Origin of the sequence: Streptomyces sp. NPDC127119, from assembly GCF_042677425.1 — a bacterium.
Lineage (GTDB): Bacteria > Actinomycetota > Actinomycetes > Streptomycetales > Streptomycetaceae > Streptomyces.
This window is the reverse complement of the sequence record NZ_JBHXTO010000038.1, coordinates 1-21,648: the sequence shown is the minus strand read 5'-3', so window position 1 is coordinate 21,648 and position 21,648 is coordinate 1. Positions and strand designations below refer to the sequence as shown.

Genomic DNA, 21,648 nt, shown 5'->3' with positions numbered 1-21,648 from the left:
CCGGCGCCAACCCCAACTCTTCCCCCCCCCATCCAACTTAGCCCGCGCGGCGGCTCCGGGCGTCCCCGGAGCCGACCTCTCTTGGGTGACCGGGCTGCTGTCCCCTGCCGTCCGGTCACTTCTCTGGAACGGGGTCCCACGGCGCACATCCGTACGCCTCCCGTTCCAGCGGAGCCACGCGTGGTTCTTCGGGCCCGCCCCTGGCTGGCACGGACACCGGGAGAACGAAGCCCGCCGCGGGACGGTCACGCGCCGTACGGGTGAGAGGGCATGCGTACGTGCGTGCACCGGACGTCCGTCGTACGTGCATGTCGTACGGGATGCGCGTACGAGGCTCGGCAGGCGCCGCCCCTCGGACGACGCCGACCCTCAGATGCGGCCCCGGCACAGCTCCAGGAGCGTCATCGCGAGCGAGGTGCCGGGCTTGCCCAGGGCCTCCCTGTAGTGGCCGAGCACCTCCATCTCGCGCGACAGGTTCACCCGGCGGCCCCCGGAGGTGATCCGGGCCTCCTGGATGACCGCCGAGACCGCCATGCGTTCCTGGACCAGACCGATGATGCGGTCGTCGAGGGTGTCGATGCGTTCGCGGGCGCCGGTGATGACGTCGGCGGCCTCTTCGGTGCGGGCGCCGGTCTTGTCCGTGCCGGCTGCGGCGGGGGTGGCTGTGCTCATGTCGGGGGCTCCTCTTGGGGTGGGATGCCCCGGAGCGGCAAGGTCCGGAAAACGCAGGCGCCCCGGGCCTTGTCGGCCCGGGGCGCCTGGGAAGTCGCTTGTCAGTTGCTCAAGCAGCACGACCATGGCAGCCGGGGGGCCGGTTGCCATAGGTAAAGACGAAGGTCTGGTGCGTGAGCATGGGAGCAGTATGCCCGCGCGCTCCGCGCGATCCAACCCGGTTCGCATCCTGAGACGTCACCGACTCGGGGGCCAGCCCCCGAACCCCCGCTCCTCAAACGCCGGAGGGGCTGTCTCCCAGCCCGTCCGGCGTTTGAGGACGAGCGCGCAGCGCGATCAGGGGGCGAGGGGCGCAGCCCCATGCAGTGATGGGAACGGGCAGGGGCGGCGGGGGCGAAAACCCGGCGTGACCCCCCGCCCCCGGACCCCCGTTAGAATCAGTCGCACAGCCCCGCTAAACCGCCGGAAGGCAAACCGTGCCAGAAGCGTCCCCCGCCGCCACCCCCGACACCGTCCTGGTCGTCGACTTCGGCGCGCAGTACGCCCAGCTCATCGCCCGCCGAGTCCGTGAGGCCCGGGTCTACAGCGAGATCGTCCCGAGCACCATGCCGGTCGACGAGATCCTCGCCAAGAACCCCGCGGCGATCATCCTCTCCGGCGGTCCCTCGTCGGTGTACGCGGAAGGCGCCCCCCGCCTGGACCGCGCGCTCTTCGAGGCCGGCGTCCCCGTCTTCGGCATGTGCTACGGCTTCCAGCTGATGGCGACCACCCTCGGCGGCACCGTCGACAACACGGGCGCCCGCGAGTACGGCCGTACCCAGCTGCACGTCAGCAAGTCCGGCTCGACGCTCTTCGAGGGCACCCCGGACGAGCAGTCGGTGTGGATGTCGCACGGCGACGCCTGCTCCGCCGCCCCCGAGGGCTTCACCGTCACCGGCTCCACGGACGTCGTCCCGGTCGCGGCCTTCGAGAACGACGAGAAGAAGCTGTACGGGGTCCAGTACCACCCCGAGGTCATGCACTCCACGCACGGCCAGCAGGTGCTCGAACACTTCCTGTACCGGGGCGCGGGCCTGAGCCCCGACTGGACCACCGGCAACGTCATCGAGGAGCAGGTCGCGCTGATCCGCGAGCAGGTCGGCGACAGGCGCGCCATCTGCGGCCTCTCCGGCGGAGTGGACTCCGCGGTCGCCGCGGCCCTCGTGCAGAAGGCCATCGGCACCCAGCTGACCTGTGTGTACGTCGACCACGGTCTGATGCGCAAGGGTGAGACCGAGCAGGTCGAGAAGGACTTCGTCGCGGCGACCGGCGTACAGCTGAAGGTCGTGGACGCGGAGGAGCGCTTCCTCACCGCCCTCAAGGGCGTCTCGGACCCCGAGGAGAAGCGGAAGATCATCGGCCGCGAGTTCATCCGGGTCTTCGAGCAGGCCCAGGCGGAGATCATCGCGGACGAGGGCCCGGAGGTGGCCTTCCTGGTCCAGGGCACGCTCTACCCCGACGTGGTCGAGTCCGGTGGCGGTACGGGCACCGCGAACATCAAGTCCCACCACAACGTGGGCGGGCTCCCCGAAGACCTTGAGTTCCAGCTGATCGAACCGCTGCGCCAGCTCTTCAAGGACGAGGTCCGGATGGTCGGCCAGGAGCTCGGCCTGCCGGACGAGATCGTCCAGCGCCAGCCGTTCCCCGGCCCCGGCCTCGGCATCCGCATCGTCGGCGAGGTCGACAAGGAGCGGCTCGACCTGCTCCGCGAAGCCGACGCCATCGCCCGCGAGGAACTGACGGCCGCCGGTCTCGACCGCGACATCTGGCAGTGCCCGGTCGTGCTGCTCGCCGACGTCCGCTCCGTCGGGGTCCAGGGCGACGGCCGCACGTACGGCCACCCGATCGTGCTGCGGCCCGTCTCCTCCGAGGACGCGATGACCGCCGACTGGTCGCGTCTTCCGTACGACGTCCTCGCGAAGATCTCGACCCGCATCACGAACGAGGTCGCGGACGTCAACCGTGTCGTCCTCGACGTGACGTCGAAGCCGCCGGGCACCATCGAGTGGGAGTAGCGGCCCCGGGCCCCTCGGGGCTCAGGTCCGCCTGAGGGTGCGCACCGGCACTCCGGGCTGCCAGATCTGGACGACCAGATACGTGTCGTCCTCGACGTAGGTCCGTACGACCTCCGTCAGTTCGGTGCGGAAGAGGTGGAACGGCTCCGGCGGTTTCACCTCTTCGCTGTACCCCGCCTTCTCCAGCGGGTCCTGGACCTCGACCGCCCGGCCCGCGATCCGTACGTCGCCGCCGGCCATCTCCGTGCCCGCCCCCGGGTTCGCCTGCAGGGCGAAGCGCGGGTCCCGGCGCAGGTCCAGCGCCTTGAGGGAGTCCGGCATCATGCCGAGCCACAGCTCCCCGTTCAGGAAGCGGACCTCCAGACCGGACGTGCGGGGCGACCCGTCCTTGCGGAGAGTCGCCACGACGTGGTGCGTGAAGGCCGTGAACCGTTCCTCGACGGTCCTGGCGAGGTCCTGCTCCGCGGCGGTGAAGGCCGCCCAGTTCGATGTCGTCCGCGTCATCCGGTCGCCCGTGCCATCCGTGTCGTCCGAAGCATCCGAGTCATCCGAGTCATACGGCGAGTGTGGCGCCGATACCCGACACCTAGTGTCGTCTTTTCGGCAGCGAGTTGCGCAGGTTGGTCCGGCGGGAGTTGCGGTCCGCCGACCGCAGACGGCGGGCGAGCCGGTCCTTGCGCACCACCTCCAGGCGCAGGAGGAGCGCGAACACCGCGGCCATCATGGTGCCCGCGGCGAGCGAGGCCGTCCAGCCCGCGGGTATCAGCAGCAGCGCCATGAAGGCCGCGCTGGCGCTCATGAACACGGCCTTGCGTCGCCAGTCGAGGTCGTCGTCCAGGGCGTCGAACTCGATACGGGTCTTCAGCAGACCCACCGTCGGCGCCACGTCCGGCAGGGGTTTCAGCGTGCCGGGACGCATACCGGGCGCGCGGCCCGCGGCCAGCCTGCTGAGAGCCGCCGTACTGCGCTCGCGGGCCTCGGGCCGGGAGTCGCGCACCAGCCGGACCTGAAGCGTCTGGCCGACGCGGCTCGTCCGCTCGTACCGGAAGCCGTACTGCACGGCGATGTAGGTCAGTGCCGCGAGGCGGTGTGGGGAGCCGCCCGGGTCGTCCAGGACGACCACGTCACGCGTGGCGACCTGGCGGAGCATGTCCGTGATCAGGCGCTCGGCTCTCGTGGGTCTCTTGGTGTCTTTGGTTCTCTTGGCGCCCTTGATGTTCCTCATGTTCATCATGGGCGGGACGGTGATGCGGTCGCGGGGCGCGGTCCGCACAGCGTGTGGGGAAGGCTGTGCACGGGGGGTCCCTCCAGGGAGCGTCGGCGCGGGTGCCCGACGGGCGTGATGGCTCCGGTCAGGCAGACCAGCGATCTCGTACAACGGTTGTGCACTCTCTTCTTCGACATCTCTGTTCTCCTGCGCTGACCGCCGGTAACTTCCCGCCCGTAAACACGTACGGAGTCCGCCCCTCAGGGCTGGAGGACATATGCACGGGCCCACACCGCCCCTGCCCCTTCCCACCGACAGACTGCGGTTCGCGATGCCGCCCATGCACGAGTCGCTCGACGACGAGCGCCGGCACCGCAAGGAACGCCTCGCGGGTGCACTGCGGCTCTTCGGGCGGCTCGGGTTCGAGGACGGGGTCTCCGGCCACATCACCGCGCGCGACCCGGAGTACAGCGACTGCTTCTGGGTGAACCCGTTCGGAATGCCCTTCAAGCATGTCACCGTCGGGGACCTGGTGATGGCCAACGAGGACGGCCAGGTGCTGGAGGGCCGCTATCACGTGAACCAGGCCGCGTTCACCGTGCACGCCCAGGTGCACGCGGCCCGGCCCGACGTCGTCGCGGTCGCCCACTGCCACTCGGTGCACGGACGCGCGCTGTCCGCACTCGGCGACCTCCTCGACCCGATCACGCAGGAGAGCTGCGCGTTCTACGAGGACCACGCGTTGTACGACGCCTACTCGGGGGTCGCCGTCGACGCCGAGGAGGGACGCCGGATCGCCTCCGCGCTCGGCTCGTTCAAGGCGCTCGTGCTGCGCAACCACGGGCTCCTGACGGTCGGCGACTCGGTGGACGCGGCGGCCTGGTGGTTCCTGTCCATGGAACGCTCCTGCCAGGTGCAGCTCACCGCCCGCGCGGCCGGGCGGCCGGTGCTGATCGACCACAAGCAGGCGGTCGCGACGCGGGAACAGACCGGCGGGGACCTGGTGGCGTGGATCAACTACCAGCCGCTGTGGCAGGACATCAGCCGCAGCGAGCCGGACCTGCTGTCCTGACGTGTCTCAGAACATGCCGCGCCAGAAGACCCGCCTTGCGATGAGCCATGCCGCCTCGGAGAGGTCGCGGCTCAGTGGAAGTCGCGCAGCACGGCCGCTTTCGTCGTCGCGAACTCCTCGTCGGTGAGCACACCGTCGCGATGCAACTCGCCCAACTCCCGCAGCCGGCGCAGGAGCATGTCGTGAATCTCCTCCGGAGGCGATGGGAGCGCTTGGGGCGCTCGGGATTCTTGGTGCGCCCGGGGAGTCCGGGAGGCCTGGGGCGGTACGGAGTCCCCGGGCGCCGCGGCCAGCAGGCGGGACGGATCTCCCCGTACGAGCTCGCCCCGGCCGTGCCCGCCGGGCGTCCGGGTGGACGGGTGCGGGAGGCGGGCCATGACCGCGGTGGCGACGAGGGCCGTGAGCAGATCGCGGCGCGCGCTGCCCCACAGGTCGAGCGCGAACGGATCCTTCTCCGGCGGCAGCTTGGAGAACACCGAGTCGTTCGTCACGAACCGCAGGAAGCCGTCCTCGTAACCGGAGTTGGGCAGCCACTCCACCTGCACGAGATCCGGCAGGCCGATGATGCGTGGGCCCGTCGCGCGCTTCACCCGGTCCGAGGTGTCGCTCCAGTCGATACGGACCCTGGCGCCGTCGAAGGAGACCGTGCCGTCGCTGGAGCGGACCGAGACGGGCACCGGCGGGCCGGGCAGGAGATACGCCCCGGCCGGTTCCTTGGGGATCTGTTCGATGAGCAGGGCGTGCCGGATCTCCTCGGCGACGTACTCGGCGACCCCCGAACGGTCGATGTCCACCGACAGCCGGTACGGATCCGCCGCGTCGGGCAGCCGGCCCCCGGTCGCCTGGAGGAGCGGGTCGGCGCCCTCGCGGAGCCTCAGCCGCAGCCGGCCACGCTTGCGTTCGGGCTCGTAGACGACGCCCGCGACCGCTTCGAGGGGCACGGCGATCTCTCCGTACGTCTGCCGGAACAGCGGCACGGAACGGTGCAGTCCCGGGGTGATCCGGACCGTGCTGCCGTCGAAGGCCCAGGTCCCGTCGCGCTGGATGATCTCGGCCATACGGAAATTCTCGCAGCCGGGTCAACACGGGGGTGGCCGGTTCACCCGCGCTGACCAGACCTGGCGGACGCGGGGGGTGTGCGGTACGGCACAATGCGCTGTCGTCACAAGGCAGTTGTGCGCCTGCGCATGTGTGCGGTGGGCGGGTGTGCGGTGGGTGGACGTGCGGTGGCCGGGTGTGCGCGGTGGGTGGGCGCACGGCCGAGGAATATTCGACAGAGCGGTACGGAAGGCGGCAACGGGCGTGGCGGTGCAGGAGACGGGACAGAGCGCGGGGCGTGACCCCGGCCGGGGTCCCGGTCGGGGCGGGCACGAGGGCGGTTGTGCCTGCGGGGACTGCCCGCACGGGGCGCGCGAGGGTCATCGGCGGGCCGTCGCCGCGTTCCTCTCCAAGCGGGACGAACTGGCGTCGGGGCACGGGCTGCCGGCCGCGGTCGCGCACTCGGCCGGGGCCTCGCGGCAGTGGGTGTCGGACGCGCTGACCCAGTCCGCCGACCTCGTCGCCGAACGCGGCCGGGCCGAGGGGGAGGTCTGGCTCGGCTTCGTCTGGCGGCGAACGGTCGCTGCCGTGTGGGGCCTTGTGGCCGTCCTGCTGCTGGTGCAGGCGCTCACCGCGATCGGGGCGGGCTGGACGTCCGCGCGCACCGCGGGGCTGCTCGCGGCGGTCGTCGTGGCCGTGCTGCTGACCGCTGCCTCGTGGTTCCACCGGGCGCGCGGCGGCGTGCTGGCGCCCGTCATCGGTGAGGACAACCGGCTCTCCACCTCCCGCGTGGTGGCCGCCGCCTGGGTGCTGTTCGTCGTCTACGCCGTGTTGGTCCTGGCCGGGCGGCTGGCCGGGGCGTCCTCGCACACCGAACGGGACTCCCTGATCGAGGGACTCGAACTCGCCCGGGGCGCGGGCATCGTGACCGTCCTCGCCGTCGTGTGCGCGATCGCCGTTCTGGTACGCCGGGTGGTGGGCCTGCGGGTTCTCGGACAGCGGCTGCAGAAGGTACGGGCCGACCGGCCCCGGGCCGCCGACCTGCTGACCGACGACTCCGGACGCGGCAGCTTCGCGGACACGCAGTACGCCGTGCTGGGCGCCGTCGCGCTGGTCTTCGCGGCGGTACGGCTGGCCCGGCGTCCCGAGCAGCTGCCGGACCTGCCGTGGGGACTCGCGGTCATGGTGCTGATCTCGGCCGCCACGTACGTCGCCGCGAAGTACGCCGAGGGCGGCCGGCCGGTGATCCTCTCGGTCGTGCGCTCGCGCGAGGCCGGGGACCTGGACGCGCCGATCAGGACCGGCGACGACATCGAGATCCGGGGCGCCGGGTTCGTACCGCCCGGCGCACAGAGCGCCGACCGGCTGTCGCGGATGGTGGTACGCATCGGCGCGGTGCACGTCCACGTCCCGCTGGTCCCGGTGCCGGGCGGCTTCCGCAACCCCTCCGACGCGGTCCTCACCGTGCCCGTACCCGCGGACGTGGAACCGGGGCGCGTGGAGGTACAGGTCGTCACCGCGGCGGGCGTGGAGACGAACCGTGTGGAGATCGACGTGACGGACTGAGAGCGCTCGGACCACTGCGGAATTCCCTCCCTTCCAGGGATCAAAGGGGACGATCGGGCGGACGTGGTGAAAATTTGTGCGTCCGCCCTTGAGCGAGGACTCGTCCCCGTACGTATTGTCTTGTTGAGGGGTGAACCGTTCGGCGGTTGAGAGGTGGCGGAGGGCTATGGCTCACGGCATGCGCATGGACACGCACTCCGGATACGCGGACGACGGCGGCGGTGGCGACTGGCGGGACACCGCGATGCGGTACGCGCTGCTGCCTCTGCGCGTCTTCCTCGGCGTCACGTTCATCTACGCGGGGCTGGACAAACTCACCGACAGCGCGTTCATGTCCGACTCGGGCGCCGGCTCCATCGGCGACATGATGCGCGCGGTCCGTGACTCGTCGGCGATCCCCGCCCTGATCGACCTCTCTCTCAAGAACCCCGTCGGTTTCGGCTACGCCATCGCGTTCGGCGAGCTCGCGGTGGGCATCGGCACCCTGATCGGCCTCCTGGCCCGCCTGGCCGCGCTCGGCGGGGCACTGATCTCGCTCAGCCTCTGGCTGACGATGAGCTGGGCCGCGGACCCGTACTACTACGGCAACGACCTCCCCTACCTGATGGCCTGGCTGCCCCTGGTACTGGCCGGAGCGGGCGTGTACTCGGTGGACGCGACACTGCGCTCCCGCCGAAGGCGCAGGGCGGGCACCTACTAGGCAGCCGCCGGCAGACCTGCTGGGGGCGCAGGCAGGCCTACCGGGTGTCGCGGTGGGGCAACGGTCGGCTCGGCTCGGACTGGGCCCCGGGGCGCCTCGGGGCCTGCGCCCGGGGCCGTGGTCAGCCCGGGGCGTGCGTGGTGTCCGGCGAAGGCACCGCGCGGCGGTGACGACGCCGTATCCCGTGGGACACGCTGCCCGTGACGGCGGCCAGGCACAGACCTCCCGTGACGAGCGGGATCACCGCGAACCACGGGGTCTCCCAGAGGCCGCCCGCGTCGCCGGCGTAGACGACACCCGTGAGGGTCAGGAAGAGACCCGCTATGAGCCTGCCCGGCTTGAACTCATGATGTCGCACGGGCCACCTCCGCCTGTCCGAGGCCCACTTCGAGGGTGAGGTCGAGCGTGCCGCCGTCCTTGCTCCCGCCCGCCGGCGTGAGTGTCAGTTCCTTGTGCTTCCCAGGAGCCACGTCCACGTCCTGCTTGTCGTCGCCCGGCAACTGGATGTCCCCGACCCCCACTTCGATGTTCAGCCTCACCGTCACGTCCTTCGGTATGAGGACCTTGAGCTGCCCCATGCCCACCTCTGCGTTCGTCGTCACGGTCCGGCCCTTGCCCAGGTCGATCCGGCTGAGGTCGAGCGTGCCGATACCCGTGCCGAGGTCGTACCGCTCCTGTACGGCGCCCGCCGTGGCCGGTGTCCAGTCCACCCGCTCCCAGTGCGTGGTGATGTCCGCCGGCAGCGCCGCCGAACAGGCCAGCAGCCCCGCCGTGATGATCGCGAGGAAGATCGACCCCGCTCCCGTGCGCCCCCGGAACGAACTGACCGCGATGCCCAGACCGAACACGGCGAGCGCACAGGCCAGGCCGGTCTGCAGGCTGGTGCCGAGTGTGTGGTCGTCCCAGGTGAGACGCGTACCGAGCGCGCCCGCGATCAGGGCGAGCAGGAACACCCGGCCACCGATCCCGCTGGGGCCGCGCGGCTTGGTGTCCCGCGTCCGTATGCCCCGGTCGGAGCCGCCGCCGTGCGCGATGCTGATCGCCGCCGCGATGTCCCGGTCCCACGTGGCCTTGGGGCCCCACAGATAGCCCGTGCCGCCCTCGTACGTCCCGTCCTTGACGATGGGCTCCCGCCACCAGGAGGGGAAGGCGCCTGGCACGGGCGGCGCCTGCGCCTCGGGCGGGGCGTCGGCTACGGCCTGCGCGGCTATGGGTCCCCCAGTTCCCGAGCGCACCCGGGAACTGGGGGACGGGTCGGGGACGTCGGTACCGCGCTGCCGCGACCAGTAGCCGGCGCCCGCGAGGAGCAGCGAGAGCGTCGTCGCGAAGGTGAGCACGCTCGCGTTGTTCAGCATGGAGAGGAACACACCGCAGCCGACCAGCGCGAACAGCACGCCCGCCAGCGCCTGGCCGTCGACGCGGCCGGTGAGGAGCTTGCGCACCTCGTTCTCCTCCTCGTCGTCGTACGGGACGAAGAGCCAGGCGAAGCCGTAGAAGATGAGGCCGAGGCCGCCGGTCGCGGAGAGCACCGCGAGCACGATCCGGAAGATCACCGGGTCCATGTCGCACTGCCGCCCGAGCCCCGCGCACACACCGCCGAGCATCCGGTGCCGCCGGTCGCGCCGGAACCTGCGCGGCACCTCGGGCGCACGCGGCTCCTCACCGGCGGTGGGCGCGGCGGGCGCGGCCGGCTCCGGTGCGTCCGCCCGGCCGTCGGCCGTCGGCACCGAGTCCTGCGGCCCGCTGCCCGGACCCGGGGCCGCACTCGCGCCGGGGCCGGGGCCCGGCCCGGGCCCCGGATGCGCCGCGGCGTGCTGCTGATCGCTCATACGTCCATGGTGACGGCCACAACGGCCCAGCGGCAGTCGAAACAACCCTGGCCGAACCCTGAATTCAGCCCCGAGACGACCCCCAGCCGGCGGCGGGCGCCGGGCGCCGGGCGCCGGGCGCCGGGCCAGCGGAGTAGTGGGGCGGCGGAGTGGTGGGGTGCTGGTGTCTGGACGGCGTGGGGCCGGGGGACTGGGGGGACCGGGGGCTTTGGGGCCCTGGGCGGCGCGGCGCCTGCACCGGTCCGCGGCGTCGGCGCCCGAGCCGCACGGCGCTGGTGCCCGAGTCACGCGGCGCGGGCGCCAGTGTCGGTGCCGCCGGTGCCTGGCCGGCTGGTGCCTGCGCCCGAGCCAGGTTCGCGGCAGGGCGACGGGGGCCGGGGCGGCAGGGCGACCGGGTGGCGGGGTGCCAGGGCGACGGGGTGAGGGGGTGAGGGGGTGACGCGCCCGAGCTCGCGATGCAAGTGTCTGGGGTGTGTGGCGCCAGTGGCCCAGCCACGTGGCAGCGGAGGGGCTGGGCGACGCGGTCCTGGCGCCCGAGCCCGCGACGCCGCCACCTGAGACAGGTGACGCCGGTGCCCGAGCCATGCGATCCCGGCGCGCGAGCTGAGCGGCGCCACGTCGATGGACCGTGTGCGCGTGCGAGTGCCCGTACCAGTGCCTGGGCCGCACGCCCATCGGCGCCTGGGCCAGCCACACAGCCCCGGTCGCTGTGGCCAGCCCCTCGCACACCCGCCGCAGCCCGGAATCGAAGATCAGGGGAGTCTCGGGGGTCGACCCTGATGCCCGGTGGCGTCCGGCGTGTGAACATCGATGGCATGCCGGACGCCGCAGCCCTGACCATCGAGGACCCGCGGCCTCCGCGCAAGCTCTACCGCAGCAGCGACGGACGCTGGCTCGGGGGCGTGGCGCGGGGGCTCGCAGGGCATCTCGGCCTGCCCGTGATCTGGGTCCGGCTGGTCTTCGCGGGCCTGTTCATGGCGGACGGCCTGGGAGCCCTGCTGTACGCGGCGTTCTGGTTCTTCGTCCCCCTAGGCGTGGGTGGCGTGGACGCCGAGAGGCCTCCCGCCCTCGCGACCGAGACCTCCCCCGACGGCCGCCGCAGGCTCGTGGCCCGCAAGCCCGACAAGGGCCAGATCGTCGCGCTGCTCGCGATGGTCGTCGTGGCCCTGGTCTTCGTGGGGAACGTGGACCTGAGCGGCGGCGCCAAGGCCTACCTCTGGCCCACCGTCCTCGTCGGCGCGGGCGTCGCCCTCGTCTGGCGCCAGGCGGACAATGCCCGCCGGGCCCGCTGGATGGAGGTGGGCCGCCGCAAGCGCACGATCAGCCTGCTCCGCTCCGCGGCCGGTGTCCTGCTCGTCGCCGCGGGAGTCTCCGGGATATTCGTGCTGCAGGGCTCCGCCGCCCACCTGGGCTCGGTCCTGCAGGCCGCGCTCGCCGTCCTCGTCGGGATAGCGCTGCTGGCGGGCCCGTACCTCGTGCGCATGACCCAGGACCTCTCCGAGGAGCGCCTGATGCGCATCCGCGCCCAGGAGCGGGCCGAGGTCGCCGCGCACGTCCACGACTCGGTGCTGCACACCCTCACCCTCATACAACGCAACGCGGAGAACGCGAGCGAGGTCCGACGCCTGGCCCGCGCCCAGGAGCGCGACCTGCGCAACTGGCTCTACAAACCGGAGGGCACCGGCAAGGACGAGGCGGACGAGCCCGACACCCTCGCGGAGGCGGTCAAGCGCAGCGCGGCGGAGGTGGAGGACAAGCACGGCGTTCCGATAGAGGTCGTGGTCGTCGGCGACTGCCCGCTCGACGACAGGACCGCCGCCCAGATGCAGGCCGCGAGGGAAGCCATGGTGAACGCGGCCAAGTACGGTGGCGACGGCGGCGCGGTGCAGGTCTTCGCCGAGGTCGAGGGAAGGACCGTCTTCGTGTCGGTCCGGGACCGCGGTCCCGGATTCGACCTGGACTCGATACCCGCCGACCGCATGGGCGTCAGAGAATCGATCATCGGCCGCATGGAGCGCAACGGCGGTACGGCCAGGCTGCGCGCGGTGCCGGACGGCGGCACGGAGGTCGAGCTGGAGATGGAGAGGGCGGAGACATGAGCGACGCGAACGAACCGACCGGAGCGGCCGGAGCAGTCGGGCCGGACGCCGGAGCGGGCTCGGCGGAGGACCCGGCGGCTTCCGCGCCCGGGCGGCGGGTGCGCGTGGTGCTCGTCGACGACCACCGCATGTTCCGTACCGGAGTCCAGGCGGAGATCGGGCAGACCGAGCGGACCGGCGTCGAGGTGGTCGGTGAGGCCGCGGACGTCGACCAGGCGGTCACGGTCATCACGGCGACCCGCCCCGAAGTGGTCCTGCTCGACGTGCACCTCCCGGGCGGGGGCGGTGTCGAAGTGCTGCGCCGCTGCTCGCCGTTGATGGCCGATCCGGAGCAGCCGGTGCGGTTCCTCGCGCTGTCCGTGTCGGACGCGGCGGAGGATGTCATCGGGGTGATCCGGGGCGGCGCCCGCGGCTATGTGACGAAGACGATCACCGGCACGGATCTCGTCGACTCGGTCTTCCGTGTCCAGGACGGCGACGCCGTCTTCTCGCCCCGCCTCGCCGGTTTCGTCCTTGACGCCTTCGCCTCCACCGACGCCCCGCCGGTCGACGAGGACCTCGACCGTCTCACCCAGCGCGAGCGCGAGGTGCTGCGCCTCATCGCCCGTGGGTACGCCTACAAGGAGATCGCCAAGCAGCTCTTCATCTCCGTCAAGACGGTCGAGTCCCATGTCTCGGCGGTCCTGCGAAAGCTCCAGCTCTCCAACCGCCACGAGCTGACCCGGTGGGCGACGGCACGACGACTGGTGTAGCACCTGCCCGCCAACGATCGGCCGCCACAGCCACAGCCACTGCCACCGCCGGCCTGATGTCGAGCCCGGGCGGCGAGAGGTCTGCCTCACGCGACCCGCGTCGCCCCCGCGAACGGCATCTCGTCGACGGGCGCGACCCGTACCGGAGCCGACGGGTTGGGCGCGTGGATCATCTGCCCGTTGCCCACGTACATCCCCACATGGCTGATGCCCGAGTAGAAGAACACCAGGTCGCCGGGCTGGAGTGCGGAACGGGAGACGCGCTGGCCCGCGTTGATCTGCGCGTACGTCGTCCGGGGCAGAGAGATGCCCGCGGAGCGGTACGCGGCCTGCATCAGCCCCGAGCAGTCGAAGGCGTCGGGGCCGGTGGCACCCCACACATAGGGGCTGCCGAGCTTGCCGTAGGCGTACGAGACCGCAGCCGCCGCACGGGAGTTGGGCGCGGTCGTGGAGGACGAGCCCTGGCCGAGCCCGCGCGGGGCCTCACCGGAACGTGAGGCACGGGCGGTGTCCGGGTCGTCCGCGCCGATGCGGGCCCGGTCCGCGTCCGGCAGCCGGGACAGCAGTTGGCGTGCCTCGCCGAGCTTGCCCGTGACTGTCTTCTTGTGGCGTTTCAGGTCCGCCTGCCGCGCTTTGAGCGAGGTGAGTTCGATGTGCGCGGCGCCGCGCAGCTGCTCGATGTCGCGCAGCTGTGTGCGTACGCGGGAGACCGCCGAGGCCTGCCTGCTGCCGGCCCGTTCGGCGAACGCGGCGCCGTCGAGATACCGGTCGGGGTCCGAGGAGAGCATCAGCCCCAGCGCGGGATCGATGCCGCCGTCCCGGTACTGGGCGGTCGCCAGTGAACCGAGCGCGTCCCGTTCGGAGTTGAGCCGTTCCGTCTTGCGCGCGGCCTCGTCCTGCAATGTGCCGAGCCGGCCGGCCGCCTTCGTGGACTTCTCCTTCGCGCCGTTGTACTTCTCGGTGGCGACCTCCGCCTCCTGGTACAGCTTGTCGACCTTCGCCTTCACCTGGGCCGGCGTCAGCTCGGGTGCGGCGACCCCCGTCCCGTCGAACCCGGTCGCGCTCGCCGCGCCCGCGAGGGCGATGGTGAAGGCGGTGCGGGCCGTACCGCCGCCGAGTGAGCGCTGTCGGGGCTTGCGGTGCGCTGCCACGTGCGATCCACGTTCCTTCCGTAGCCGCCGAGGCACTGGTACGTCCACGGCGGTGGCCCTCAGGGGCTGGTTGCACGTCCGGCGGCAGCCCGCACAGGGGGAGCGGACCGCCGCCGGACCTCTTGGCGGTGGTGCCGACTGCCGCCCTGGCCCGGGCGGTTGTGGTGGGGAGCCGGTCACCTGGGGAAGGACGCTAAACCTCGCGATGCGCCGGTGGTAACGGCATGTACGGAAGTGGTGGCACTCGGCCACGAGGTGACCGGGTGCGACCGTGATCCGGGCCCGGTGCGGGCGACTTGGCGTGGTGCGGTGACCGATGGGCGCGTTGTGGGGGAGCGGCACGTGCGACGGTGCTATAGGCGCAGCCCGGGGCCCGCAAGAGACCCGGGGCGTGGGCCGGTGCGAGGCGGCGTGCGGGAGTCCGGTTAGGGTCCGGGCTCATGGACGTACTCATTCATGTCTTCGTCGCCCTGCACATCATCGGGATCGCCGCCCTGCTGGGCGGCTTCCTCACCCAGATGAAGGCCATGGGCGACGGCACGGCCCGTTTCACCCCCGCCATGCTCCACGGCGCGCTGACCATGCTGGTCACCGGCGCGGTCCTCGTCGGTCTCAACCAGGCCGACGACCAGACCGTCAACAACATCAAGATCGGTGTGAAGCTGGCCCTGCTGGTCGTGATCCTGGGCCTCGTCTACGTCAAGCGTGACGACGAGAAGGTGGAGAAGGGCCTGTTCGCCCTGGTGGGCGGGCTGACCACGGTGAACATCTTCATCGCGCTGCTCTGGACCTGAGCGACCGCCCCGGAGGCCGCCCTGAAAACTGCCCGGGAAGCCGCCGCGGAAGCCTGGAAGCCGGTCCGGAACGCGGACGGGGTACGGCACATGCCTGCCGTACCCCGTCCGCGTTCCGTCCAGATGCAGCTGGGCGCTAGCCCGGCCGCACCACGCTGTGGATCGGCATGTAGTAGATCGACTCCTCGCGGACGTACGCGCCCGGCTTCGGGGCGTGGATCATCATGCCGTCGCCGATGTAGATGCCGACGTGACTGATGTCGTCGTAGAAGAAGACCAGGTCGCCGGGCTGGGCGTTGTCCACGGAGACCGTCGTGCCGGTGTCCACCTGGTCCCAGGTGGTGCGCGGGAGCGTCACACCGGCGGCCTTCCAGGCGGCCTGGGTCAGACCGGAGCAGTCGTACGAGCCGGGGCCGCTGGCGCCCCAGACGTACGGCTTGCCGATCTGGGCGCGGGCGAAGGCAAGTGCCTTGGCGGCCTTGGTGGAGGAGGCGGAGTCCGAGCCCGAGGTGCTCCCCGAGCCTGTGCCCGTCCCTGAACCCGTGGCGGTTCCCGTGCCCTGCGTCGCCGCTTCCTGGCGTTGGCGCTCCGCGTCGGCCGCCTGCTGCCGCGCCAGCTCGTCCGCCTTGCGCTGGGCCTCTTCCTGCTTCTTCCGCTCGATCGCGGCCAAGCGGGCCTTCTCCTCCGCGGTCAACTTCGAGAGGATCTCGCGCGCCTCGGCGAGCTTGCGCTGAACGTCCGCCTTGGACGTCTTCAGCGTGCTCTGCGTCGTGGTGAGCGTCTCCAGGCCCTCGGAGGCCTCCTGCCGCTTCTTCGACGTGGTGGCCCGCTCGGTGACGTACTCGTCGACGGCCTGCTTCTGGCGGGCGGTCAGCCGGTTCATCAGCTGGGTCTGGTCGAAGTAGTCCTGCGGATTGTCCGCGAGGAGGAGGGAAGCGCTGTCGGGGGCGGAGGCTCCCGTGCGGTACTGCGCCGCGGCGAACGTCCCGAGCGCCTCACGCGCGGAGTTGAGCTTCTCCGTACGCTGCGCGACGTCGTCGAGGAGCGTGGCGACGCGCTTGCGCTGCTTGGTGGTCTTCTCCTTGGCGGCGTTGTACTTCTCGGTGGCAGTGCCCGCCTGCTGGTAGAGGTCGTCGATCTTCTTCTGGACTTCCTCCGTGCTCGGCCTGGGCTCCGCGGCCGGCGAGGCGTCCGCCGTCTGGGAGAGCAGGGCCACCGAGGTCAGGGCCGCGGTGGCGAGGGCCGGTGTCCGCAGGCCCAGAGAACTGGGGGGCCGCAACTTGCGGTGTGGCGCCACGAGGGCGTCTCCTTCCGTCATCCGCCTACCGAGTTAGCTGTCGGGTTCGGGCGAGTGCTTCGGAAGGTTTGCCCTACGGTCCTTGTCCCACGAGGGAGTTCGGACCGATTCACCCCAGGATCGGTTGGGTCCCCGGTTCCGGAGGCCACGAGGGCATGCCGGATTCGGCGGAGCCCGCTCGGCCCGGCGTTGTTCGCCGGTGCGGGTCGAGCGGCCTACGCGAAAGTTAGCCAATACGTGTGGCACCTGTGAAGTTTGATGTGCGATATGCCCGATACATTTTCGTGACCTGGACCACGGGTGTCGTCCGCCGACGTCAATTGGTCATGATCTGCTCCGAGTTGTCCCCGAGGGGCACGGGAGCGGGTCGACCGGGTCGCGGAGCGGCGCCCACGCCGACGGGCCGGTTCCGGTCGGCTCAGGAGTGACCTCCAGCAGGCGATGTCCGGTGCGCCCTGTCTCCGCACGGTTATACGGAGCCCAGTCGTACGCGGTTCAGATGCGGGGCGAAATCAGCGCCCTGTGGCGGTACCGCCGCGCACCGCACCGCCGCACACCGCACCGCCGCCGTACCGGCCCCCCCCCCCCCCGCACCGCCGCCTTCCCGGCGACCCTGTGTAGTGGCGTACTCATCACGGGTGAGGCTCTGCCCTTGGCCGCCCGCCCGGGATTCCGCCGAGTTTCCGGGGTGGCGGCCGGGTGTCAGTGGGGGCGCCTAGACTCGGAGAGCGATGAGCAGCCTCTTTGATGACAGCTTCCTGGCGGACCTCAAGCCCTCCCGGGCCCACGAGGAAGAGCCCCCGCCGCCGCCCGAGGACGAGGCGCCGGACCACGGTCCGGACGACCTGTTCGGCGGGCGCTTCGACGTGCCTCCTCCCAGCAGGCCGAGGGACGGCTACTACCGCGACGGCGCCCCGAGGCCCCTGGTGGACCCGGCCGCGCTCCTGGACGGGCTGAACGAGAACCAGCGCGCGGCGGTCGTCCACCACGGCTCGCCCCTGCTCATCGTGGCCGGCGCCGGCTCCGGCAAGACCCGTGTGCTCACCCACCGCATCGCGCACCTGCTGGGCGAGCGCAAGGTGCACCCCGGCGAGATCCTCGCGATCACCTTCACGAACAAGGCCGCGGGCGAGATGAAGGAGCGCGTCGAGCAGCTCGTGGGCCCGCGGGCGAACGCGATGTGGGTGATGACCTTCCACAGCGCCTGCGTACGGATCCTGCGCCGCGAGAGCAAGAAGCTCGGCTTCACGTCGTCGTTCTCGATCTACGACGCCGCCGACAGCAAGCGGCTCATGGCCCTGGTCTGCCGTGATCTGGACCTCGACCCCAAGCGCTTCCCGCCGAAGTCCTTCAGCGCCAAGATCTCGAACCTGAAGAACGAGCTGATCGACGAGGAGGACTTCGCCGCCCAGGCTTCCGACGGCTTCGAGAAGACCGCCGCCCAGGCCTACGCGATGTACCAGTCGCGGCTGCGCGAGGCGAACGCGCTGGACTTCGACGACCTGATCATGACGACGGTCAACCTCCTGCGCGCCTTCCCTGACGTCGCCGAGCACTACCGCCGCCGCTTCCGCCACGTCCTCGTGGACGAGTACCAGGACACGAACCACGCGCAGTACTCCCTCGTCCGGGAGCTCGTCGGCAGCGCCACGGACCCCGTCGCGCACCCCGAGGACGTACCGCCGCGGGAGGACGACCTCCCGCCGGCCGAGCTGTGCGTCGTCGGTGACGCCGACCAGTCGATCTACGCCTTCCGCGGCGCGACGATCCGCAACATCCTCCAGTTCGAGGAGGACTACCCGAACGCGACGACGATCCTGCTGGAGCAGAACTACCGCTCCACGCAGACGATCCTGACCGCCGCCAACGCGGTCATCGAGCGCAACGAATCGCGCCGCCCGAAGAACCTGTGGACGAACGCGGGCGCGGGAGCGCGCATCACGGGCTATGTCGCCGACACCGAGCACGACGAGGCGCAGTTCGTCGCCGAGGAGATAGACCGTCTCACCGACGCGGGCGACGCGAAGGCCGGCGACGTCGCCGTCTTCTACCGTACGAACGCCCAGTCCCGTGTCTTCGAAGAGATCTTCATCCGGGTCGGCCTGCCCTACAAGGTCGTCGGCGGCGTCCGCTTCTACGAGCGCAAAGAGGTCCGGGACGTCCTCGCGTACCTCCGGGTGCTCGCGAACCCCGAGGACTCCGTACCGCTGCGCCGCATCCTGAACGTGCCCAAGCGCGGCATCGGCGACCGCGCCGAGGCGATGATCGACGCGCTCTCCCAGCGCGAGAAGATCAGCTTCCCGCAGGCGCTGCGCCGCGTCGACGAGGCGTACGGCATGGCGGCCCGCTCGACGAACGCCGTCAAGCGGTTCAACACGCTGATGGAGGACCTCCGGACGATCGTCGAGTCCGGCGCGGGCCCGGCGACCGTCGTGGAGGCGATCCTCGAACGCACCGGTTACCTCGCCGAGTTGCAGGCCTCCACCGACCCGCAGGACGAGACCCGCATCGAGAACCTCCAGGAACTCGCCTCCGTGGCCCTGGAGTTCGAGCAGGAGGCGGCCGGCGGAGCGGACACGGGAGCGAACGAGGGCGAGGGCGAGGCTGATACGGCCGAGGCCGATGCCGAGGCCGGTACGCCGACCGGGCTCGCCGCCTTCCTGGAGCGGGTGGCCCTGGTCGCCGACTCCGACCAGATCCCCGACGAGGACGAGGACGGCTCCGGGGTCATCACCCTCATGACCCTGCACACCGCCAAGGGCCTCGAATTCCCGGTCGTCTTCCTGACCGGCATGGAGGACGGCGTGTTCCCGCACATGCGCGCCCTCGGCCAGACCAAGGAGCTGGAGGAGGAGCGGCGCCTCGCGTACGTAGGCATCACCCGCGCGCGCGAGCGGCTCTACCTGACGCGGGCGTCGATGCGCAGCGCGTGGGGGCAGCCCTCGTACAACCCGCCGTCCCGCTTCCTGGAGGAGATCCCGGAGGCCCATCTGGACTGGAAGCGCACGGGCTCCATGGGAGCGGTGGCCTCCGGTCCGGTCGGCGGTGTGGCGGCCTCCCTGTCCTCCTCCCGCTCGCGCTCGGCGGCCTCGGGCGCGTCCGGCTTCGCGACGCGGCGCGGTTCCTCGGAGAAGCCGGTGGTGTCGCTGGCGGTCGGGGACCGGGTCACCCACGACCAGTTCGGCCTCGGCACGGTGGTCGGGGTGAAGGGCATGGGGGCGAACTCGGAAGCGACGGTCGACTTCGGCGGCGAGAAGCCCAAGCGCCTGCTGCTGCGGTACGCGCCGGTGGAGAAGCTGTAGGCAGCGGGACGGGAAGCAGGGGCGGGGCCGCCGACCGGGCGGCTTCCGCTCCGGTCCCGGGCCCCTCCGAGCAGGAGCTCGCAGGCCCTAGGTGGGGTCGATGCCGTGGCTGCGCAGCCACGGGAGCGGGTCGATCGCCGAACCGCCGCCGGGGCGCACCTCGAAGTGGAGGTGCGGGCCGGTGGAGTTGCCGGAGTTCCCGGAGTACGCGATCGGGTCGCCGGCCTTCACGACCGTGCCCGAGGCGACCTTGTACGTGGAGAGGTGGCAGTACCAGGTCTCCGTGCCGTCCTTGGCCGTCACGATGATCATGTTTCCGTAGGCGCTGTTCCACTGGGTACGGACGGTTCCGTCCGTCGCGGCCATCACCGTCGTGCCGTACGAGACCGGGAAGTCGATACCGGTGTGCACGGACATCCAGTTGATACCGGCCTGGCCGTAGTAGGCGCTGAGCCCGTGCCGCGCGACCGGCAGCGCGAACTTCGGCCGCAGCCGCTCCTTGCGGGCCGCCTCGGCCACCGCCTTCTGCTTCTCGGCGGCCTGCTCGGCCTTCAAGTCGATACGTTCCTGCGTGCGGCTCGCCCGGTCCGCGAAGTCGTCCGCGTCCGCGGAGAGGCTCTGGAGCTGGGCGTCCAGCTTGTTGTTCGCGGCGGTCGGCTTCACGGCGCTCGCATCGGGCGCGGCGGCCGTCGTCTGGACGTCGTCCCCACCGTCGCCACCGGTCACGGACGCGGCGGCGATGCCGGCGACACCCATCACACAGGCCGACGGCACGGCGATCGTCAGGAGCGCGGAACGCTTGGGCGGTGTGCGGCGGCGCGACCGGGAAGCGGAACGGTTCGCCGCGCGGGACCCGGCCCGGGAGGCCGGTGCGCCGGAAGCGACGGGAGTGATCTCCTCGACGCCGTCGAGCAGCTCGGGCTCGCCGTCGGCGTGATCATGATCGTGGGAGCGGGCGTGAGCGTCGGGGTCCGCGTCGGCGAGGGAGTCGGCGTAGGGGTCGCCGGAGTGTTTGAACTCGCCCTGCGCGGTCACCCGTTCCTCGAACGGCACCTGCTCGAACGTGGCGGTGGCCTGCTGGTGGAACGACTCCCGCTGGTCGTACGCGTCCTGCTGCTCGTGCGACTCGTGCAGTTCGTAGGACTCGTGCTGCGTCTGCGGGTGGAACTGGGTGTGGGGCTGGGGCTGCTCGCCGCCGTCCGAGTTCCACGCAGTGGCGTCGTACGTGCCCGTTTCGAAGGTCGGCGCCGTCCACTGCTGGGTGGGATCGGCCTGCTCGGCCTGGTGCCAGGCGTTCGCGTCCCACTGCCCGGTGCCGTCGGGGCTCGTGCCCTGCGTCGGGATCTCGCCGAGCTGCTGATAACCGGAATCCGGCCAGACACCACTCGTGTCGTAGCTGCCGGTCTCGTAGGCGGCGTGGTGCTGGGCCGCGTACGGGTCGTAGTTCAACGTCTGGTGACTGCCGGTGGAATCAGTCCAGTTACCGCTGTGGGGCGCCCCGGTCGTGGTGGCGTACGAACCCGTCCCGCCGCCGCTCCCGTCGGTTCCGCTTCCGTTGCCGGGCAGATCGCCGAAGAGGGGGTCGGTGTCGAACGTGTTCGTGGCGTAGGCGCCCGTCATGTCGTAACCACCTGTCGTGCCGTACGAGCCGGTCGCGGCCGGGTCAAAACCGGTGGCGGGATATCCGTCGTACGTGGTGAAGTCGCCGTACTGGACCCCCTGCCGACCATGGGACGCGTAATGCGCCGAGGCGGCATCGGGAGCCGGGGCCGGGGGAGTTACGGTCCCCGACGGGTGACGGTCGTTCACCAACTTCTCTTTCGCCTCGACAACAGGGGCTGGCAGAGCAGTGCGGCGACTGTACCCGGCGGTATGAGGGCGCGACAATCTTCAACAGGTTTCCTCCTCTCAGGAAAGGGGCATTCGGCCGCCTTTCGGCGGAGGATGGGCAGAGCTTTGGCCTTGCGTTCGATGAGCGTTCGAAGAAACGACGCCTCTGAAGGCGAACTCGGCTTCCGCTTAGGACCTGTCCGGTCGATCACGGCGAAGGAAAGCTGCGGTGCCTTGTGGGCGCCGGTGAGCGGGGTGTGGTGCGTGCAGCTGCAAGGCGGAGGA

17 protein-coding genes and 1 riboswitch are annotated in these 21,648 nt (G+C 71.1%); of the genes, 8 read left to right on the top strand and 9 right to left on the bottom strand.

Annotated features, from left to right (window positions below; all coding sequences use genetic code 11):
• Positions 1 to 369 precede the first annotated feature (369 nt).
• Complete coding sequence (locus tag ACFVH5_RS18760) at positions 370 to 672, bottom strand: chorismate mutase (protein WP_384812984.1); 303 nt, start codon at positions 670 to 672, stop codon at positions 370 to 372.
• Positions 673 to 1,148: 476 nt separating this feature from the next.
• Between ACFVH5_RS18760 and guaA the strand changes: the two genes are divergently transcribed.
• Positions 1,149 to 2,726, top strand: coding sequence for a glutamine-hydrolyzing GMP synthase (gene guaA, locus ACFVH5_RS18755; RefSeq protein WP_385834779.1), 1,578 nt, complete (start codon positions 1,149 to 1,151; stop codon positions 2,724 to 2,726).
• 21 nt (positions 2,727 to 2,747) lie between these two features.
• Here guaA and ACFVH5_RS18750 read toward each other — a convergent pair whose 3' ends face one another.
• Both ACFVH5_RS18750 and ACFVH5_RS18745 read right to left on the bottom strand, forming a co-directional pair.
• Positions 2,748 to 3,230 (bottom strand): pyridoxamine 5'-phosphate oxidase family protein, encoded by a 483-nt coding sequence (locus tag ACFVH5_RS18750; RefSeq protein ID WP_384800450.1) that lies wholly within the window; start codon positions 3,228 to 3,230, stop codon positions 2,748 to 2,750.
• Positions 3,231 to 3,312: 82 nt separating this feature from the next.
• Positions 3,313 to 3,960, bottom strand: coding sequence for a hypothetical protein (locus ACFVH5_RS18745; protein ID WP_385834778.1), 648 nt, complete (start codon positions 3,958 to 3,960; stop codon positions 3,313 to 3,315).
• Positions 3,961 to 4,210: 250 nt separating this feature from the next.
• Between ACFVH5_RS18745 and ACFVH5_RS18740 the strand changes: the two genes are divergently transcribed.
• Complete coding sequence (locus tag ACFVH5_RS18740) at positions 4,211 to 5,005, top strand: class II aldolase/adducin family protein (protein ID WP_384800444.1); 795 nt, start codon at positions 4,211 to 4,213, stop codon at positions 5,003 to 5,005.
• 71 nt (positions 5,006 to 5,076) lie between these two features.
• Here the strand turns inward: ACFVH5_RS18740 and ACFVH5_RS18735 are convergent, their stop codons facing one another.
• The gene (locus ACFVH5_RS18735; RefSeq protein WP_385834777.1) at positions 5,077 to 6,063 is read right to left on the bottom strand and encodes a DUF4429 domain-containing protein; all 987 of its coding nucleotides are present in this window, start codon (positions 6,061 to 6,063) and stop codon (positions 5,077 to 5,079) included.
• Positions 6,064 to 6,307: 244 nt separating this feature from the next.
• On the opposite strand from ACFVH5_RS18735, the gene ACFVH5_RS18730 reads away from it, so the two are divergent.
• On the top strand, positions 6,308 to 7,609 hold the full coding sequence (locus ACFVH5_RS18730; protein WP_385834776.1) for a hypothetical protein: 1,302 nt from the start codon (positions 6,308 to 6,310) through the stop codon (positions 7,607 to 7,609).
• A 166-nt stretch (positions 7,610 to 7,775) separates the two neighbouring features.
• On the top strand, positions 7,776 to 8,309 hold the full coding sequence (locus ACFVH5_RS18725) for a DoxX family protein (RefSeq protein ID WP_385834775.1): 534 nt from the start codon (positions 7,776 to 7,778) through the stop codon (positions 8,307 to 8,309).
• Between the two features lie 121 nt (positions 8,310 to 8,430).
• Here ACFVH5_RS18725 and ACFVH5_RS18720 read toward each other — a convergent pair whose 3' ends face one another.
• Both ACFVH5_RS18720 and ACFVH5_RS18715 read right to left on the bottom strand, forming a co-directional pair.
• Positions 8,431 to 8,667, bottom strand: a complete 237-nt coding sequence (locus ACFVH5_RS18720) for a hypothetical protein (RefSeq protein ID WP_385834774.1) — start codon at positions 8,665 to 8,667, stop codon at positions 8,431 to 8,433.
• Complete coding sequence (locus ACFVH5_RS18715; RefSeq protein WP_385834773.1) at positions 8,654 to 10,138, bottom strand: PspC domain-containing protein; 1,485 nt, start codon at positions 10,136 to 10,138, stop codon at positions 8,654 to 8,656. Before ACFVH5_RS18715 ends, ACFVH5_RS18720 begins: the two co-directional genes overlap by 14 nt.
• 815 nt (positions 10,139 to 10,953) lie before the next feature.
• Here ACFVH5_RS18715 and ACFVH5_RS18710 point away from each other — a divergent pair.
• Complete coding sequence (locus ACFVH5_RS18710) at positions 10,954 to 12,237, top strand: PspC domain-containing protein (RefSeq protein WP_384800426.1); 1,284 nt, start codon at positions 10,954 to 10,956, stop codon at positions 12,235 to 12,237.
• Complete coding sequence (locus ACFVH5_RS18705; protein WP_384800423.1) at positions 12,234 to 12,989, top strand: LuxR C-terminal-related transcriptional regulator; 756 nt, start codon at positions 12,234 to 12,236, stop codon at positions 12,987 to 12,989. Before ACFVH5_RS18710 ends, ACFVH5_RS18705 begins: the two co-directional genes overlap by 4 nt.
• 86 nt (positions 12,990 to 13,075) lie before the next feature.
• Here the strand turns inward: ACFVH5_RS18705 and ACFVH5_RS18700 are convergent, their stop codons facing one another.
• A complete protein-coding gene (locus ACFVH5_RS18700; protein ID WP_385834771.1) occupies positions 13,076 to 14,140 on the bottom strand; it encodes an NlpC/P60 family protein in 1,065 nt (354 codons plus the stop codon).
• Positions 14,141 to 14,580: 440 nt separating this feature from the next.
• Here ACFVH5_RS18700 and ACFVH5_RS18695 point away from each other — a divergent pair, with 440 nt between their 5' ends.
• A complete protein-coding gene (locus ACFVH5_RS18695) occupies positions 14,581 to 14,934 on the top strand; it encodes a hypothetical protein (RefSeq protein WP_385834770.1) in 354 nt (117 codons plus the stop codon).
• A 136-nt stretch (positions 14,935 to 15,070) separates the two neighbouring features.
• Here ACFVH5_RS18695 and ACFVH5_RS18690 read toward each other — a convergent pair whose 3' ends face one another.
• Positions 15,071 to 16,231: an NlpC/P60 family protein gene (locus ACFVH5_RS18690; RefSeq protein WP_385834769.1), complete on the bottom strand. Its 1,161-nt coding sequence runs from the start codon at positions 16,229 to 16,231 to the stop codon at positions 15,071 to 15,073.
• A gap of 6 nt (positions 16,232 to 16,237) precedes the next feature.
• Positions 16,238 to 16,411, bottom strand: a riboswitch (cyclic di-AMP (ydaO/yuaA leader).
• A 551-nt stretch (positions 16,412 to 16,962) separates the two neighbouring features.
• Here ACFVH5_RS18690 and pcrA point away from each other — a divergent pair.
• Positions 16,963 to 19,533, top strand: a complete 2,571-nt coding sequence (pcrA, locus tag ACFVH5_RS18685) for a DNA helicase PcrA (protein WP_385834768.1) — start codon at positions 16,963 to 16,965, stop codon at positions 19,531 to 19,533.
• Between the two features lie 87 nt (positions 19,534 to 19,620).
• Here pcrA and ACFVH5_RS18680 read toward each other — a convergent pair whose 3' ends face one another.
• Positions 19,621 to 21,342, bottom strand: coding sequence for a M23 family metallopeptidase (locus tag ACFVH5_RS18680; RefSeq protein ID WP_385834767.1), 1,722 nt, complete (start codon positions 21,340 to 21,342; stop codon positions 19,621 to 19,623).
• Positions 21,343 to 21,648: the final 306 nt, after the last annotated feature.